The sequence below is a fragment of the Streptomyces sp. NPDC048331 genome (assembly GCF_043201215.1).
Taxonomy (GTDB): domain Bacteria; phylum Actinomycetota; class Actinomycetes; order Streptomycetales; family Streptomycetaceae; genus Streptomyces.
Genome location: NZ_JBICYT010000018.1, coordinates 156,877 through 170,547, shown reverse-complemented (window position 1 = coordinate 170,547; position 13,671 = coordinate 156,877). Strand labels below are relative to the sequence as shown.

At 69.6% G+C, this 13,671-nt stretch carries 13 protein-coding genes; 4 read left to right on the top strand and 9 right to left on the bottom strand.

Features of this window, described 5'->3' with window-relative positions:
* Positions 1-212: 212 nt before the first annotated feature.
* From ACGFYY_RS25100 to ACGFYY_RS25070, 7 genes are all read right to left on the bottom strand, one after another.
* Positions 213-1,640, bottom strand: coding sequence for a nucleobase:cation symporter-2 family protein (locus ACGFYY_RS25100; protein ID WP_393712562.1), 1,428 nt, complete (start codon positions 1,638-1,640; stop codon positions 213-215).
* Between the two features lie 378 nt (positions 1,641-2,018).
* A complete protein-coding gene (locus ACGFYY_RS25095; protein ID WP_393712554.1) occupies positions 2,019-3,422 on the bottom strand; it encodes an 8-oxoguanine deaminase in 1,404 nt (467 codons plus the stop codon).
* Positions 3,423-3,612: 190 nt separating this feature from the next.
* A complete protein-coding gene (pucL, locus tag ACGFYY_RS25090) occupies positions 3,613-4,536 on the bottom strand; it encodes a factor-independent urate hydroxylase (protein WP_365277464.1) in 924 nt (307 codons plus the stop codon).
* Position 4,537: 1 nt separating this feature from the next.
* Positions 4,538-4,930: a hydroxyisourate hydrolase gene (gene uraH, locus ACGFYY_RS25085; protein ID WP_030765369.1), complete on the bottom strand. Its 393-nt coding sequence runs from the start codon at positions 4,928-4,930 to the stop codon at positions 4,538-4,540.
* Between the two features lie 2 nt (positions 4,931-4,932).
* On the bottom strand, positions 4,933-5,448 hold the full coding sequence (gene uraD, locus ACGFYY_RS25080; RefSeq protein WP_365277467.1) for a 2-oxo-4-hydroxy-4-carboxy-5-ureidoimidazoline decarboxylase: 516 nt from the start codon (positions 5,446-5,448) through the stop codon (positions 4,933-4,935).
* Between the two features lie 154 nt (positions 5,449-5,602).
* Positions 5,603-6,001: a helix-turn-helix domain-containing protein gene (locus tag ACGFYY_RS25075; RefSeq protein ID WP_266377658.1), complete on the bottom strand. Its 399-nt coding sequence runs from the start codon at positions 5,999-6,001 to the stop codon at positions 5,603-5,605.
* Positions 5,998-6,249, bottom strand: a complete 252-nt coding sequence (locus tag ACGFYY_RS25070; RefSeq protein WP_150260218.1) for a thiamine-binding protein — start codon at positions 6,247-6,249, stop codon at positions 5,998-6,000. Before ACGFYY_RS25070 ends, ACGFYY_RS25075 begins: the two co-directional genes overlap by 4 nt.
* 125 nt (positions 6,250-6,374) lie before the next feature.
* Here ACGFYY_RS25070 and ACGFYY_RS25065 point away from each other — a divergent pair, with 125 nt between their 5' ends.
* The 3 genes from ACGFYY_RS25065 (at position 6,375) to ACGFYY_RS25055 (ending at position 9,843) form a co-directional block, all read left to right on the top strand.
* On the top strand, positions 6,375-7,208 hold the full coding sequence (locus ACGFYY_RS25065) for a TIM barrel protein (protein ID WP_393712549.1): 834 nt from the start codon (positions 6,375-6,377) through the stop codon (positions 7,206-7,208).
* A 75-nt stretch (positions 7,209-7,283) separates the two neighbouring features.
* Entirely contained in the window at positions 7,284-8,174 is an 891-nt protein-coding gene (locus ACGFYY_RS25060; RefSeq protein ID WP_365277471.1) for a 2-hydroxy-3-oxopropionate reductase, read from the top strand.
* 211 nt (positions 8,175-8,385) lie between these two features.
* Complete coding sequence (locus ACGFYY_RS25055; protein ID WP_365277474.1) at positions 8,386-9,843, top strand: catalase; 1,458 nt, start codon at positions 8,386-8,388, stop codon at positions 9,841-9,843.
* 403 nt (positions 9,844-10,246) lie between these two features.
* Here the strand turns inward: ACGFYY_RS25055 and ACGFYY_RS25050 are convergent, their stop codons facing one another.
* A complete protein-coding gene (locus tag ACGFYY_RS25050) occupies positions 10,247-10,723 on the bottom strand; it encodes a hypothetical protein (protein ID WP_393712546.1) in 477 nt (158 codons plus the stop codon).
* A gap of 71 nt (positions 10,724-10,794) precedes the next feature.
* Complete coding sequence (locus ACGFYY_RS25045; RefSeq protein WP_393712544.1) at positions 10,795-12,303, bottom strand: APC family permease; 1,509 nt, start codon at positions 12,301-12,303, stop codon at positions 10,795-10,797.
* A gap of 174 nt (positions 12,304-12,477) precedes the next feature.
* Here ACGFYY_RS25045 and ACGFYY_RS25040 point away from each other — a divergent pair, with 174 nt between their 5' ends.
* Positions 12,478-13,614: an SAM-dependent methyltransferase gene (locus tag ACGFYY_RS25040; protein ID WP_393712542.1), complete on the top strand. Its 1,137-nt coding sequence runs from the start codon at positions 12,478-12,480 to the stop codon at positions 13,612-13,614.
* The last annotated feature ends 57 nt before the right edge of the window (positions 13,615-13,671 follow it).

The following is a 13,671-nucleotide window of genomic DNA, read 5'->3' as shown; positions in this document are numbered from 1 at the left end:
GTCCGAGGCGGCGGGCGGCCGCGGGCGGGGCCGCCGCTACCCCCCCCACCCCCCCCGGGGGGGGGGGGGCCCCCCCCCCGGGGGGCGCGCCCCCCCCCCCCCCCCCCCCCCCCCCCCCCCCCCCCCCCCCCGGGCCGGCCCCCCCCCCCCCCGCCGGGGCCCCCCCCCCCCCCCGCCGTGCTGCCCGGACGGACCGGGCGGGTGGCCGCGCCTCAGTGCACCGGTACCGGGTCCGCCGCGGCCCCCGAGGCCGCGTCCCTCCTGGCACCGAGGTGGTTGAAGGCCAGGTTCAGCAGGATCGCCACCACGCACCCGGTGCTGATGCCGGAGTCGAGGACGACCAGCAGGTCCTTCGGGAAGGCGTGGTAGAAGTCCGGCGCGGCGATCGGGATCAGGCCGATGCCCACGGCGGCGGCGACGATCAGGGCGTTCTCGCCCTTCTCCATGGCCGCCCCGGCCAGGGTCTGGATGCCGCTGGCGGCGACCGAGCCGAAGAGGACGATGCCGGCGCCGCCGAGCACCGGCAGCGGGACCACGCCGATGACGGAAGCCGCCATCGGACACAGACCCAGCAGGATCAGGATCCCGCCGCCCGCGGCGACGACGAAGCGGCTGCGCACCTTGGTCATGGCGACCAGGCCGATGTTCTGGGCGAAGGCGCTGCACATGAAACCGCTGAACAGCGGGCTGATCGCGCTGCCGAGGGTGTCGGCGCGCAGGCCGCCCTCGATCGTCCTGGCGTCCGCCGGCCGTCCGACGATCTTGCCCAGGGCCAGGATGTCGGCGGTGGACTCGGTCATGCAGACCAGCATGACGATGCACATCGAGAGGACGGCCGCGACCTGGAACTGCGGGGCGCCGAAGTGGAAGGGGGTCGGGAAGCCGACCAACGAGGCGTTCCGGACGGCGTCGAAGCTGGTCATGCCCAGCGGGAGGGCGATGAGGGTGCCGGCGACCAGGCCGAGCAGGATGGATATCTGCTGGAGGAAGCCGCGCAGGAACTTGCGCATCAGCAGGACGATCACCAAGGTGACGGCGGCCATGCCGATGTTGCGCATGGAGCCGTAGTCGGTGGCGGTGCGGTTCCCGCCCTGTGACCAGTTGAAGGCGACGGGCAGCAGCGAGACGCCGATGAGGGTGATGACCGTACCCGTCACGACCGGTGGGAAGAAGCGGACGAGCTTGCCGAAGTAGGGGGCGGCGAAAAAGCCGACGACCCCGGCGACGATGATCGCGCCGAAGATGATGGGAAGGGCGTTCTCCCCCTCCCCCTTGCCGATCGCGATCATCGGGGTCACACCGGCGAAGGAAACGCCGTTGACGAACGGGAGTTTGGCGCCGATCTTCCAGAATCCGAGGGTCTGGAGGAGGGTGGCGAGGCCGGCGGTGAAGAGCGAGGCGCCCATCAGGAAGGCGGTCTCGGTCGCGGAGAGTCCGACGGCCGGGCCGACGATCATGGGTGGGGCCACGACACCCGCGTACATGGCGGCCACGTGCTGCAGGCCGCTCGTGAACATCTTCAGCGGAGGCAGGGTCTCATCGACCGGATGCTTCAGCTCCGGTTCCCCTGGTGCCCCCGGTCCTCCCGGTTCCCCCGGTACTGCGACTGCGTCTTTGCGAAACCTGGGCGCCTGGGCCACGGCTTCCTCCGTTCGGTTGAACACGCCGGCAGGGACGTGGTGTCTTGGAGGTGGTGCGGAAGAGGTGCGAGTCGAGCCTGTATGCGGTTGTGGTGGTGCGAATACTTGTCCCAAGGGGTGCGGAAACGAGTCGCCCGATCGTCGGTTCCGCGCTGTGGTGCGGCTCAGGACCCCCGGCACGTGCCGGACCGGATCGTGAGCTGGAGGTGCCGCGGCAAGGGCGCGAGACGCGCGCCGCGGGGCGGATGGCAACGAGTCACCGCTCCCGGGGCGCCTTCGGATCTCCTCAGGCGCTACCCGGGAACGGCTGCCCACGGACCCCGCTCGGGTCCGCGGCCGCCGGCCGGGGGCCGTCCCCCCCGGCCGGACTCCGTGGGATCAGCCCTGCGCGGAGATCCGCGCGAGGCGCTGGGCCTCTGCCCGCGTGGACACGGCGATGGCGTCCTCGTCGGCGAAGAGGAGTCGGTTGTTCTCGACGATCTGCTTGCCGTTCACGAACGACGCGGTGACCGGGGCCGCCGCACCGAAGACCAGCGCGATGACCGGGTCGGCGATCGAGGAGTGCAGGAAGGTGTTCAGGTTCCACAGCACCAGGTCGGCACACTTGCCGACCTCCAGCGAACCGATGTTGTCGGCACGGCCGAGGACCTGGGCGCCACCGTAGGTACCGAGGCGCAGGGCCTGGCGCGCGTTCAGGGCGCGCTCGCGGTGGACCGGGTTCAGGCGGTTGATCAGCAGCGCGTTGCGCAGCTCGGTGTGCAGCTCACCGGACTCGTTGGAGGCGGTGCCGTCCACGCCGAGGCCGACCGGTACGCCGGCGGCCAGCATGTCCGGGACGCGGGCGATGCCGGCGGCCAGACGGGCGTTCGAGGACGGGCAGTGCGCGACACCGGTCCGGGTACGGGCGAACGCGGCGATGTCGGAGTCGTTCATGTGGACGCTGTGCGCCATCCACACGTCCTCGCCGAGCCAGCCGGTCGACTCGAAGTAGTCGGTGGGGCCCATGCCGAAGAGCTCGTGGCAGAACTTCTCCTCCTCGACCGTCTCGCTGCCGTGCGTGTGCATGCGCACACCGAGGCGGCGGGCCAGCTCGGCGCCCTGCTTGAGCAGCTCGGTGGAGACCGAGAAGGGGGAGCACGGGGCGACCGCGACCTGGGTCATCGAGTCGAAGGAGGCGTCGTGGAACTTCTTGACGGTCGCCTCGGTGTCGGCGAGCGCGCCTTCGAGGGTCTCCACGGCGTGGTCCGGCGGCAGGCCGCCGTCCTTCTCGCTGCGGTCCATCGAGCCGCGGGCGAGGGTGAAGCGGACGCCCATCTCGGACGCGGCGCGGATGATCGAGCCGGAGAGGTCGCCGGAGCCCTTGGGGAAGACGTAGTGGTGGTCCATCGCGGTGGTCACACCACCCTTGGCCATCGCGGCGAGGGAGCCCTGCGCGGCCGTGTACGTCATCTGCTCGTCGATGCGCGCCCACGTCGGGTACAGCGCGACGAGCCAGTTGAAGAGGTTGTGGTCGGTGGCCAGACCGCGCGTGATCCACTGGTAGAAGTGGTGGTGCGTGTTGACCAGACCGGGGGTCACGAGGTGCCCGGTGCCGTCGATACGGCGAACGACGTTGTCGAGGTTCTCGGGGGCCTTGCCCGCACCGATGAACTCGATCCTGTTGCCGGCGATGACGACATGGCCCGAGGCGTACTCGGTGTCGTCCGCGTCGACCGTCGCGATCGCACAGTTTTCGATGACGGTGCGCTCGACCGCGCTGTCATGGGCTGCCGATGCTGCCATGGGACTTCCTCGTGCTTTCAGTGGCGGTACGGGCACGGCAAGGCCCTGGAGATTTGAGTTCCGGAGCCGGGGGCCTTGACAGCTGACAGTACTGCCGCCCCGTGTGATACGTCCGGGTGCCGATTCAGGAAGCTTGCGGGTGTCGCGCGGTCCCGGGGCCACTGCGGGGCCCCGGGACGCGCCGGCCGCGTCAGAGGTTGGTCATGTCCACGGGGATACGGGCGTCGACCCCGTCCCGGAGCACGGTCGCCTCGATCAGACCGTAGGGACGGTCCGCGGCGAAGTACACCTCGTTGTCGTTCTTGAGGCCGAAGGGCTCCAGGTCGACGAGGAAGTGGTGCTTGTTCGGGAGCGAGAAGCGGACCTCGTCGATCTCCGAACGGTGGTTGATGATGCGCGAACCCATCTGGTACAGGGTCTGCTGCAGCGACAGGGAGTAGGTCTCCGCGAAGGCCTGCAGCATGTGCTTGCGGACCTCGGCGTAGGACTTCTCCCAGTTGGGCATCCGCTGCTCGTCGTCCGACCAGTTGAAGCGCCAGCGGGCCGACACCTGGGTGGCCAGGATGCGGTCGTAGGCCTCCTTCAGCGTCGTGTACTTGTCCTTCACGTAACCCCAGAACTCGGAGTTCGTGGAGTTCATGACGACGAGGTCCTTGAGGCCGGAGATGACCTCCCAGTTCGTGCCGTCGTACGTGATCTGGGTGACGCGGGTCTCCATGCCCTGGCGGACGAAGGAGTGGTTCACCTCGTCGGAGCCGATGAACTTGGAGTTGGCGTCCGAGGTGGCGATCCGGTCCCAGGCGTACTCCTCGATCCGGATGCGCGCCCGCTTGATCGGCTCCTGGCTGGTGACGAACCAGCGCGCCAGGTGGATGCCGAACTGCTCGGCCGACTCGATGCCGTACTCCTTGGCGAACGCGTACACCGTGTTCTTGGTGGTGTCCGTCGGAAGGCAGTTGGCGTTCGAGCCGTTGTAGTGGACGTCGTCCATGTCGCCGGAGAGGGCGACCGAGACGTTCAGGTCCTTGATGTGGTGGGTGTCGCCGTCCCGCGTGATCTTGACTACGCGGTTCTCTGCTTTGCCGTACTGGTTCTGGCCCAGAATGGTGGCCATGCTAGCTCCCTCGGTAAACGGAGTAGCCGAACGGGTTGAGCAGCAGCGGTACGTGGTAGTGCTCGCCCGGGTTCACCGCGAAGGTGATGGTGACCTCGGGGAAGAACGGACCGCTGTCCCTTACGCGGGGGGCGTCCTGCTGTGCCTCGGCGGCTTGCTTCTTGGAGAAGTACGTCTCGGTCTCGAAGTCGAGACGCACGTGTGTGGTGCCCTCCGGCAGGGCGGGCAGGTCCTTGCAGCGTCCGTCCGCGTCGGTGGCGGAGCCGCCCAGGGCCGCCCACTCGCCGTCGAGGCCCGTGCGGGCCGACAGGGAGATGGCGACGCCCTCGGCGGGCTTGCCGATGCTGGTGTCCAGGATGTGCGTGGACACCGACGCGGTGGTCTCGGTGCTCATGGTCACGCTCCTTCTGCGAGTTCGACGAGACGGGTGAGGCGGATCTTGTTGATCTTGACGAGCTCGCCGCGGGCGATCTCCCGCTCCTGCTCCGGCGAGTTGTCGATCCGGACCTTGACCGCGTCGCGCATGAACTCACCGGTCGCACCGGTGGCACAGATGAGGAAGACGTGGCCGAACTTGTCCTGGTAGGCCAGGTTCAGTTCGAGGAGCTCGCTCTTGAGCTCCTCCGAGGCACCGGCCATGCCGCGCTGCTCGCGGGCGGAGGTCGGGTCTCCCGGCTTCGGCCGGCCGATCGGCGCGTGGCCTCCCATCGCCTCGCCCAGGTCGTCCGCGGTGAGCTCCGCCATGGCGGCCTCGTTCGCGGCGAACAGGGACTCTGCGGTGGTGAAGGGGCGCTGGGCGAGCATCTTGCTGCCCCACGCCGAACTGGCGCACACCTCGTGCAGCTCGGCCGTGGCCGCGCTGTCGTCCAAGGTGTTGAACCGGGTGAGACCCGGGGTCGGACTCGAAGTCACGGTAGGCCTCCGTGGCCTGTTGTTGCTTTGACGGGCTGCGCATAGCTAACGCCCTCGACAACACGGCGTCAACACTTTGTTGAAACTTCCCGTACACAAAAGCCGCCGCCCGGGTGAATTGGGCGGCGGCTCGTCACCGTGAGTCAGGATATGTTCACTCCTGGCTGCTCTTACCGGTGCCCTTCGGGGCGTTCGCATCCCGGTTCAGGTAGTTGTAGACGGTGAAGCGGCTGACGCCCAGGGCGCCCGCGACCGTTTCCACGCCATGCCGCACGGAGAAGGCGCCCCGCGCCTCCAGTATCCGCACGACGTCCTGCTTGGACTTCCGGTCCAGCTGGGCCAACGGTACGCCGTACCGGCGCTCCAGGGCCGCCAGGATGTGATCCAGCGAGTCCGAGAGTTGCGGCAGGCGCACGGCCAGCAGGTCCTGCCCCTCCCAGGCGAGCACGACGTCGTCGGGCTGCGCCAGGGCCGGATCCATCAGCTCGCCGCCCATGGCGTCCACCAGCGGCTTGACCGCGGTGACGAAGGGATGGTCGCGGGGCTCGGTCATGACACCTCCTCCCCGATCACATTGACCTGGAGCGAGACACGCGTGGCGCCGGCCTCCAGGGAGTCGCGCAGCAGCGCCCCCACCGCGGCCAGCACCCGGTCGGCCTCACCCTCGGCGGTATTGCCGAACGGACCGACGTCCACCGCGTCCAGCTGGGCCTTCTGGATGACCTCGCGGGCCGCCACGGCATGGGCAGGAGCCTCTTCCAGATCGAAGGGCTCGGTCGTGAACTCCACTCTCAATCGCACGCCGTCAAGCTACCCCGCGGTCACGATTTTCCGGGAGTCCGCACTTGACATCCACGCGGAACCCCATGCAATCTTCCATCAGACAGAAAATAACTTCCGCAATACGGAAGGAGCGCACACCCCTCATGGGATACACGGACCAGCGCTTCGATGTGAACCTGTCGATCCTCTTCACGGAACTCCCGCTCTTGGAGCGTCCCGCGGCTGCCGCCGCAGCGGGCTTCACGGCGGTCGAGCTGTGGTGGCCCTGGATCGAGACCCCCACCCCCGCACAGTCGGAGCTCGACGCCCTCAAGAAGGCTCTTGAGGACGCCGGCACCCAGCTGGTGGGCCTGAACTTCTACGCCGGCCAACTGCCGGGCCCGGACCGCGGCGCGGTCTCGGTACCCGGTGAGGAGTCGGAGCGCTTCAACGCCAACATCAACGTGGCCGCGGACTTCGCCGCCTCGGTGGGCTGCAAGGCGCTGAACGCCCTCTACGGCAACCGCGTCGAAGGCGTGGAGCCGTCCGTCCAGGACGAGCTCGCCCTGAAGAACCTGGTCGTGGCGGCCCAGGCCGCGGACCGGGTCGGCGCGATCCTCCTGATCGAGACCCTCAACAAGCCCGAGTCGCCGCTCTACCCCCTGGTGAGCGCGCCGGCCGGCATCGAGGTCGTGGACAAGGTGAACGAGGCCACCGGCCTCGGCAACGCCAAGTTCCTGCTCGACCTGTACCACCTGGCGATGAACGATGAGGACCTCTCCGAGGTCATCGAAAAGTACGCCGCCAAGACCGGGCACGTCCAGATCGCGGACAAGCCCGGACGCGGTGCCCCCGGCACCGGCGAGCTGCCCCTCGAGGAGCTGCTCGACCAGCTGAAGAAGGCCGGATACGCGGGCTACGTAGGCCTGGAGTACAAGGCCGCCGACGCTGCCGCCTCCTTCGCATGGCTGCCGGCCGAGGCCCGCGCCGCGAAGTAGACGGACAAAGTCCGGGCGATCCGCCAGGCACTTCACGAGCTTTTCGTACAAAGCATTAAGAGAAGGACCCTCATCATGAGCAACCTCCCCAAGATTGCCTGGATCGGTCTCGGAATCATGGGCTCCCCCATGGCCGAGAACCTCCTGAAGGCCGGCTACTCGGTCACCGGCTTCACCCTGGAGCAGGACAAGCTGGACCGTCTGGCCGCCGCCGGCGGCTCCGCGGCCGGCTCGATCGCCGAGGCCGTGGCGGACGCCGACGTCATCATCACGATGGTGCCCGCCTCCCCGCAGGTCGAGGCCATCTCCTACGGTGAGAACGGCATCCTGGAGAACGCGAAGTCCGGTGCGCTGATCATCGACATGTCGTCGATCACCCCGCAGACCTCGATCGACCTCGCGAAGAACGCCGCCGCCAAGGGCATCCGCGTCATCGACGCCCCGGTGTCCGGCGGCGAGGCCGGCGCCATCGAGGCCGTCCTGTCGATCATGGTGGGTGGCGAGCAGGCCGACTTCGACGAGGCCCTGCCGGTCCTCGAGGCCCTCGGCAAGGTCATCGTCCTGTGCGGTCCGCACGGCTCCGGTCAGACGGTGAAGGCCGCCAACCAGCTCATCGTCGCGGTGAACATCCAGGCGTGCGCCGAGGCCGTCGTCTTCCTCGAGAAGTCGGGCGTGAACCTCACCGCCGCCCTGGACGTCCTCAACGGCGGTCTGGCCGGCTCCACGGTCCTGACCCGCAAGAAGGACAACTTCCTGAACCGCGACTTCAAGCCCGGTTTCCGGATCGACCTGCACCACAAGGACATGGGCATCGTCACCGACGCCGCCCGCAACGTCGGTGCGGCCCTTCCGGTCGGCGCGGTCGTCGCCCAGCTGGTCGCCTCGCTGCGCGCCCAGGGTGACGGCGGCCTGGACCACTCCGCCCTGCTCCGTGCGGTCGAGCGCCTCTCCGGCGCTCAGATCTGAGCACCTCCCCTCTCGAAGGGGACCTGAGTTTCCGGATGGCGCCGGTGCTGACACCTGTCCTGTCGCGCCCAAGTGCCGGCGCCGTCCGGATCACCACTCACCTTTCAACTTCGTTCAACAAACTGTTGACGTTTAGTTCGTGCCGAAATTAGGCTGTTCCGCATGACGGAAGACGCTTTCCGTCAGCAGTTACCCCGTACGGAAGGTCACCATGTCGAAGCGCACGCTGACGACCGAGTCCGGCGCCCCGGTCGCCGACAATCAGAACTCCGCCACCGCCGGCGTCGGTGGCCCGCTCCTGGTCCAGGACCAGCAGCTCCTGGAGAAGCTCGCCCGCTTCAACCGTGAGCGCATCCCGGAGCGTGTGGTGCACGCCCGCGGCTCGGCCGCGTACGGCTACTTCGAGGTGACCGACGACGTCACCGCGTACACCAGCGCCGCCTTCCTGAACACGGTCGGCAAGAAGACCCAGACCTTCCTGCGGTTCTCCACCGTCGCCGACTCGCTCGGCGGCGCGGACGCGGTCCGCGACCCGCGCGGCTTCGCGCTCAAGTTCTACACCGAAGAGGGTAACTACGACCTCGTCGGCAACAACACCCCGGTGTTCTTCATCAAGGACCCGATCAAGTTCCCCGACTTCATCCACTCCCAGAAGCGCGACCCGTTCACGGGCAAGCAGGAGCCGGACAACGTCTGGGACTTCTGGGCGCACGCCCCCGAGGCGACGCACCAGATCACCTGGCTCATGGGTGACCGCGGCATCCCGGCGTCGTACCGTCACATGAACGGCTACGGCTCCCACACGTACCAGTGGACGAACGAGCAGGGCGAGGCCTTCTTCGTCAAGTACCACTTCAAGACGAACCAGGGCATCCGCAGCCTCTCGGGCGAGCAGGCCGCCGAGCTCGTCGGCAAGGACGCGAACTCGCACCAGACCGACCTGCTGCAGGCCATCGAGCGCGGTGTGAACCCCTCGTGGACCCTTTACGTGCAGATCATGCCCGCCGCCGAGGCCGCGGACTACCGCTTCAACCCGTTCGACCTCACCAAGGTGTGGCCGCACAGCGACTACCCGCTGCAGCGCGTGGGCCGTCTGGTCCTCGACCGCAACCCGGACAACGTCTTCGCCGAGGTCGAGCAGTCCGCCTTCTCCCCGAACAACTTCGTCCCGGGCATCACCGCCTCGCCGGACAAGATGCTCCAGGGCCGCCTGTTCGCGTACGCCGACGCCCAGCGCTACCGCCTCGGTGTGAACCACACCCTGCTGCCGGTCAACGCCCCGAAGGCGACGACCGCCGACAACTACGGTCGCGACGGTGTCATGGCGCTGCGCAACGGCTCGCGCCACGACAAGAACTACGAGCCCAACTCGTACCAGGGTCCGGCCGAGACCGGTCTGGCGCTGGGCGCCCCGAAGGCCGTCTCCGGCTACACGGGCACCCACGAGGCCCCGGCCCACACCAAGGACGACGACTTCTTCCAGGCCGGTGAGCTCTACCGCCTGATGTCGGAGGCCGAGAAGCAGCGTCTGGTGGCGAACATCGCCGGCGGCCTCTCCCAGGTCACCCTCGAAGACGTCATCGAGAAGAACCTGGCTCACTTCCACGCCGCCGACGCCGACTACGGCAAGCGCGTCGAGGAGGCCGTCCGCGCCCTGCGCGACGCCTGAGCCACCCAGATGTACCGGGGGCCTGACGGGAGGTCAGGCCCCGGGTGCTCAGCCCGACCCGTGGACCCGGATGAGGGGTGGTACACGGTGAGGGCAGGACGAGGACCGTGGCGAGCGAGCGAGCCAGTGCGGTGGTAATGGGTTCCGAGGCCCGTCTCTTGACCTGAGGGAGACGACGCCGGAGTTCTCGTCGCCCGCCGCCACGGTCCCAGCCAATCCCCGTCCTCTTCGTACAGGGGCTTCGCACAGAGCCCCCCGCACGCGGAGGACCCACCTCCCCACACACCCCGCCCGGCGGTGCGAACGTCCTGTCGCGCCAGCCTCGCACCGTCGGGCGGTAACAACCAGAGCGCCGAGTCACGGACGGTCCCGTGACTCGGCGCTTTGTCATGTCGGCCCCCCGCTACCGGCTTCCCGGTGGGACGAACGTGGGCCGCAGCGCGGGCGGCAGGTCGGACATCCGGCCGAACACCAGGACGTGGTCCGGATTCATGAGGTCGTTCTCCACAGTCGCGAGGAACCCCGCCGACAGCAGGAGCCGGATCAGCTCACCCTGCGTCCGGAGAGCGATCGTTCCGGGGCGGGCGACGACCGGCGCGTCACGGGGTCTTCCCGCGGCGAGGCCGTCCAGGGCTGCCTGGACCACGCCGGGGCCGCACCTCCAGCCCACGGAGACGGCTGCCGACCCCGTCTCGGCGTCGGCATCGACCATGACCACCGCCCCCGGGCCGACCTCCGGCCCTTCCTCCCGTCCGACGGGCGCGTCCTCGCGGAAGGCGGGCAGTCCGGCGCTCCGCAGTGCTCCGACGACCTGGTCGGCCAGCTCGCTGCGGACGGCGAGCACCTCGTCGCAGGCACGCGGAAATCCGAACTCCGTCATGTTTCCCCCTCAGGCATCCAGCCGGGCCGGGCCGGGCCGGGCTCAGCATCGCACGCGGGCACGTAGAGCCCCTACCAGCGGGTGTCACCGCCCGGCTCGGTGTCCAGTGCCTCCCGGTCGAGGACCAGCAGGCCGAGGAAGAACAGCCCGCCCAGGACGAGCAGTCCGGCCACGACCACCACGGGGACCCGTGCCTCCCCCGGGGTCACGAGGACGAACAGCGCGAGCAGCGTCCACAGGAGCGCGCAGACCGCGACCGGCAGTTCGAAGGCGCCGAGGTCGAAGGCGCCCTTCCGGCGGGCGAGCCGGCCACGCACCGCCAAGTAGAGGACGACCGTCGCGCCGTAGATGAGGGCGGGGAGGATCGTCGACGCCGTGATCAGCTCCAACAGCGCGGCGCCGGGCAGCGCGACCATCAGCAGGCACCCGATCGCGAGGATCAGCAGGGTCGCCGGGACCGGTGTGCTCGTACGGGGGTCGACGCGGCGCATCAGCCGGTGCGCGGGGAAGCGGGCGTCGCGGGACATCGCGTAGACCAGTCGCGAGCAGGCGACCATCACCACGATGCCGGCGCCGAAGAACGCGAACGAGATCGCGACGAGCAGCACCTGCTCGGCGACCGCGCCGAGGCGGTCGCGCATGATCGCCGCCACCGGCGAGCCCTCGGCGCTGATCCGCGGGAGGTCCTCGATCGCGAGGGTCAGCGTGATCAGGAAGACCATGCCGAGGATCCCGGCGGCGACGACCGACCCCACGATCGCGCGCGGCACGCTGCGGTGGGGGTCCTTGGCCTCCTCGGCCAGGTTCGCCGCCGAGTCGAATCCCACGAGGGTGGCGAGACCCATGATCATCGCCAGCATCAGCCCGCCCCCGACGCCGAAGTAGTCGGGCGCGTGGGCGGCGACGCCCCGCGAGGTGAGGTTCGCCGCCTCACCGCCGCCCGTGACCGCCACGGCGATGGCGAGGGCGATCGCCACCACGACGACGAGCACCACTTCGAGCCCCACCGCGGCCGAGTTGATCCAGCCGACCAGGCGCGTCGAGGCGATGGCGAGAACGGCCTGGACGAGCAGCACCACCAGGGTGATCACGCGTGCGGTGCCCTCGTCCGGCGCGATGCCGACCAGCGGCATGAACGCCTGGCTCGCGAGCGCGTTGTCGATGGCCACGACGGCGATCGCGAGGTAACAGAAGGTCAGCCAGCCGAACCACCAGCCGATCCGCGGGCCGGCCAACCGGGAAGCCCATTGGTACGAGGACCCGCTGAGCGGGATGCGGGCCGCGAACTGGGCGACCACCAGCGCCACCAGGGTCTGCCCCACGGCGGCGATCGGCCAGAGCCAGATGCCCACCGGCCCGGAGCTGCGCAGCACTTCGTCGTAGGTGGCGAAGACGCCGACGGCCACCGAGATGAAGGCGAAGGAGATCGCGAACACCTGGAAGGAGCCCAGGGTGCGCTTCAGCTCCTGCCGGTAGCCACCGAGTTCGACGTCCGAGCCGTTCGCGCCTCCCCCGCCGCTGCCGGCGCCGGCGCTGCCGCCACCTTCTCCGCCTTGTCCGCCCACCGAAGCCCGCGTCACCCGGCCACCTCGCTCTCCGTCGGCCCCGCAGCGGCTGCGGGGGCCCGGCCAGTGTGCTGGGCCGGGCCGCCCCACCCCGGTGATCGGCGGCCGACGCACGCGGCGGGGACCCGAACGGACGCCCCGGGCCGGGCCGGCTCTCCGGTGCGGGTGGGGGCCTGGTTGACTGACCCAATGGATCTTCAGCTGTTCCGCGCCCTGCTGTCGGACGAAGGGCAGAGCCTGTTGGCGGCCCTCGGGGAAACCGGCGGGGAACGAGGATCGCGTGCCGCGGCGACGGCCGCCCTGTGGCAGAGCGGTCCCGCGTTGGTCGCGGCGGCCGAGGAGCAGGTGCGGCTGCGAGGTCTGGCGGCCGCGAAGTTCGGTGAGCACTCCGCGTGCATGTACCTCACCCCGGACATCGTCGAACTCTCCTCCCACCTGGCCGTGTCCGAGTACAAACTGCACCGCGTCCTGCACGAGATAGGCGTGGTGTTGATCGACACGATGTGCCTGGGCAGCGGCGTCGACGCCCTCGTGCTCGGCTGGTCGCACCACACCATGGGCGTCGACCCCGACCCGCTGACGGTCGAGATGGCCGCCGCCAACGCGCCGGCGTTGGACACCCCGATGCTCTTCCCCACGGCCGAGGACCTCACCGCCTTCGACAGCCAGGGCGAGGCCGTCTTCATCGACCTGGTACGGCGTCCCGCGGCTGACGGGACGCACGACCCCGAGTCGTACGATCCGCCCCTCTCCTGGGCCCTGGAGCGGGTACGCACGACCGGCCTCGGGTGGATCCGGCTCGCGCCCGACGTCCCGACCGACGTCCTGGCCGATGTCCTGGCCGACGTCCCGACCGCTCCGCGCCGGCCCGACGAGGTCGAGTGGATCTCCTACGAGGGGGTCGTCCAGGAACTCGTCCTGTGGTTCGGCTTCGGGCCGTGGGGAGAGGAGGTGGCGGTCAGCGTACGCAAGGCCACCCTGCTGCCCGCCGGCGTCTCGCTGACCGCACGCGACCTGCCCGAGCCGTCCGTGCGCCCCCTGGGCCGCTACCTGTACGTGCCGGACCCGGCCGTGGTCCACGCGGGCCTGGTCGCCGAGGTCGCCGAGGACATCGCCGGCGGACTCCTCGACGGCGGCGACGTTCTCCTCACCTCCGACGAGCTGCGACAGACGCCCTTCGCGACGGCCTACGAGGTCAGCGGGCTGCTGCCCGCGGGCGGAGGCGGGCGGCCGCGGACGGACGCCTCGGTGGAGTTCGTCGTCGCCGCGGCGGAGGGCACCGCGGCGGTACTCGCCGTCCCCGTCCGGTTCCCGCAGGCGCCCTGAGGGCCCCGTAGGCCCCGTAGGGACGACCCGAACGGCCCCCGCCCCTCCGGCAGGAGG

Coding starts and splice junctions, on each gene's coding strand:
- ACGFYY_RS25095 (WP_393712554.1), bottom strand. CDS start 3,422: ATGGCAGCATCGGCAGCCCATGACAGCGCGGTCGAGCGCACCGTCATC.
- pucL (WP_365277464.1), bottom strand. CDS start 4,536: ATGGCCACCATTCTGGGCCAGAACCAGTACGGCAAAGCAGAGAACCGC.
- uraH (WP_030765369.1), bottom strand. CDS start 4,930: ATGAGCACCGAGACCACCGCGTCGGTGTCCACGCACATCCTGGACACC.
- ACGFYY_RS25075 (WP_266377658.1), bottom strand. CDS start 6,001: ATGACCGAGCCCCGCGACCATCCCTTCGTCACCGCGGTCAAGCCGCTG.
- ACGFYY_RS25065 (WP_393712549.1), top strand. CDS start 6,375: ATGGGATACACGGACCAGCGCTTCGATGTGAACCTGTCGATCCTCTTC.
- ACGFYY_RS25060 (WP_365277471.1), top strand. CDS start 7,284: ATGAGCAACCTCCCCAAGATTGCCTGGATCGGTCTCGGAATCATGGGC.
- ACGFYY_RS25055 (WP_365277474.1), top strand. CDS start 8,386: ATGTCGAAGCGCACGCTGACGACCGAGTCCGGCGCCCCGGTCGCCGAC.
- ACGFYY_RS25050 (WP_393712546.1), bottom strand. CDS start 10,723: ATGACGGAGTTCGGATTTCCGCGTGCCTGCGACGAGGTGCTCGCCGTC.
- ACGFYY_RS25040 (WP_393712542.1), top strand. CDS start 12,478: ATGGATCTTCAGCTGTTCCGCGCCCTGCTGTCGGACGAAGGGCAGAGC.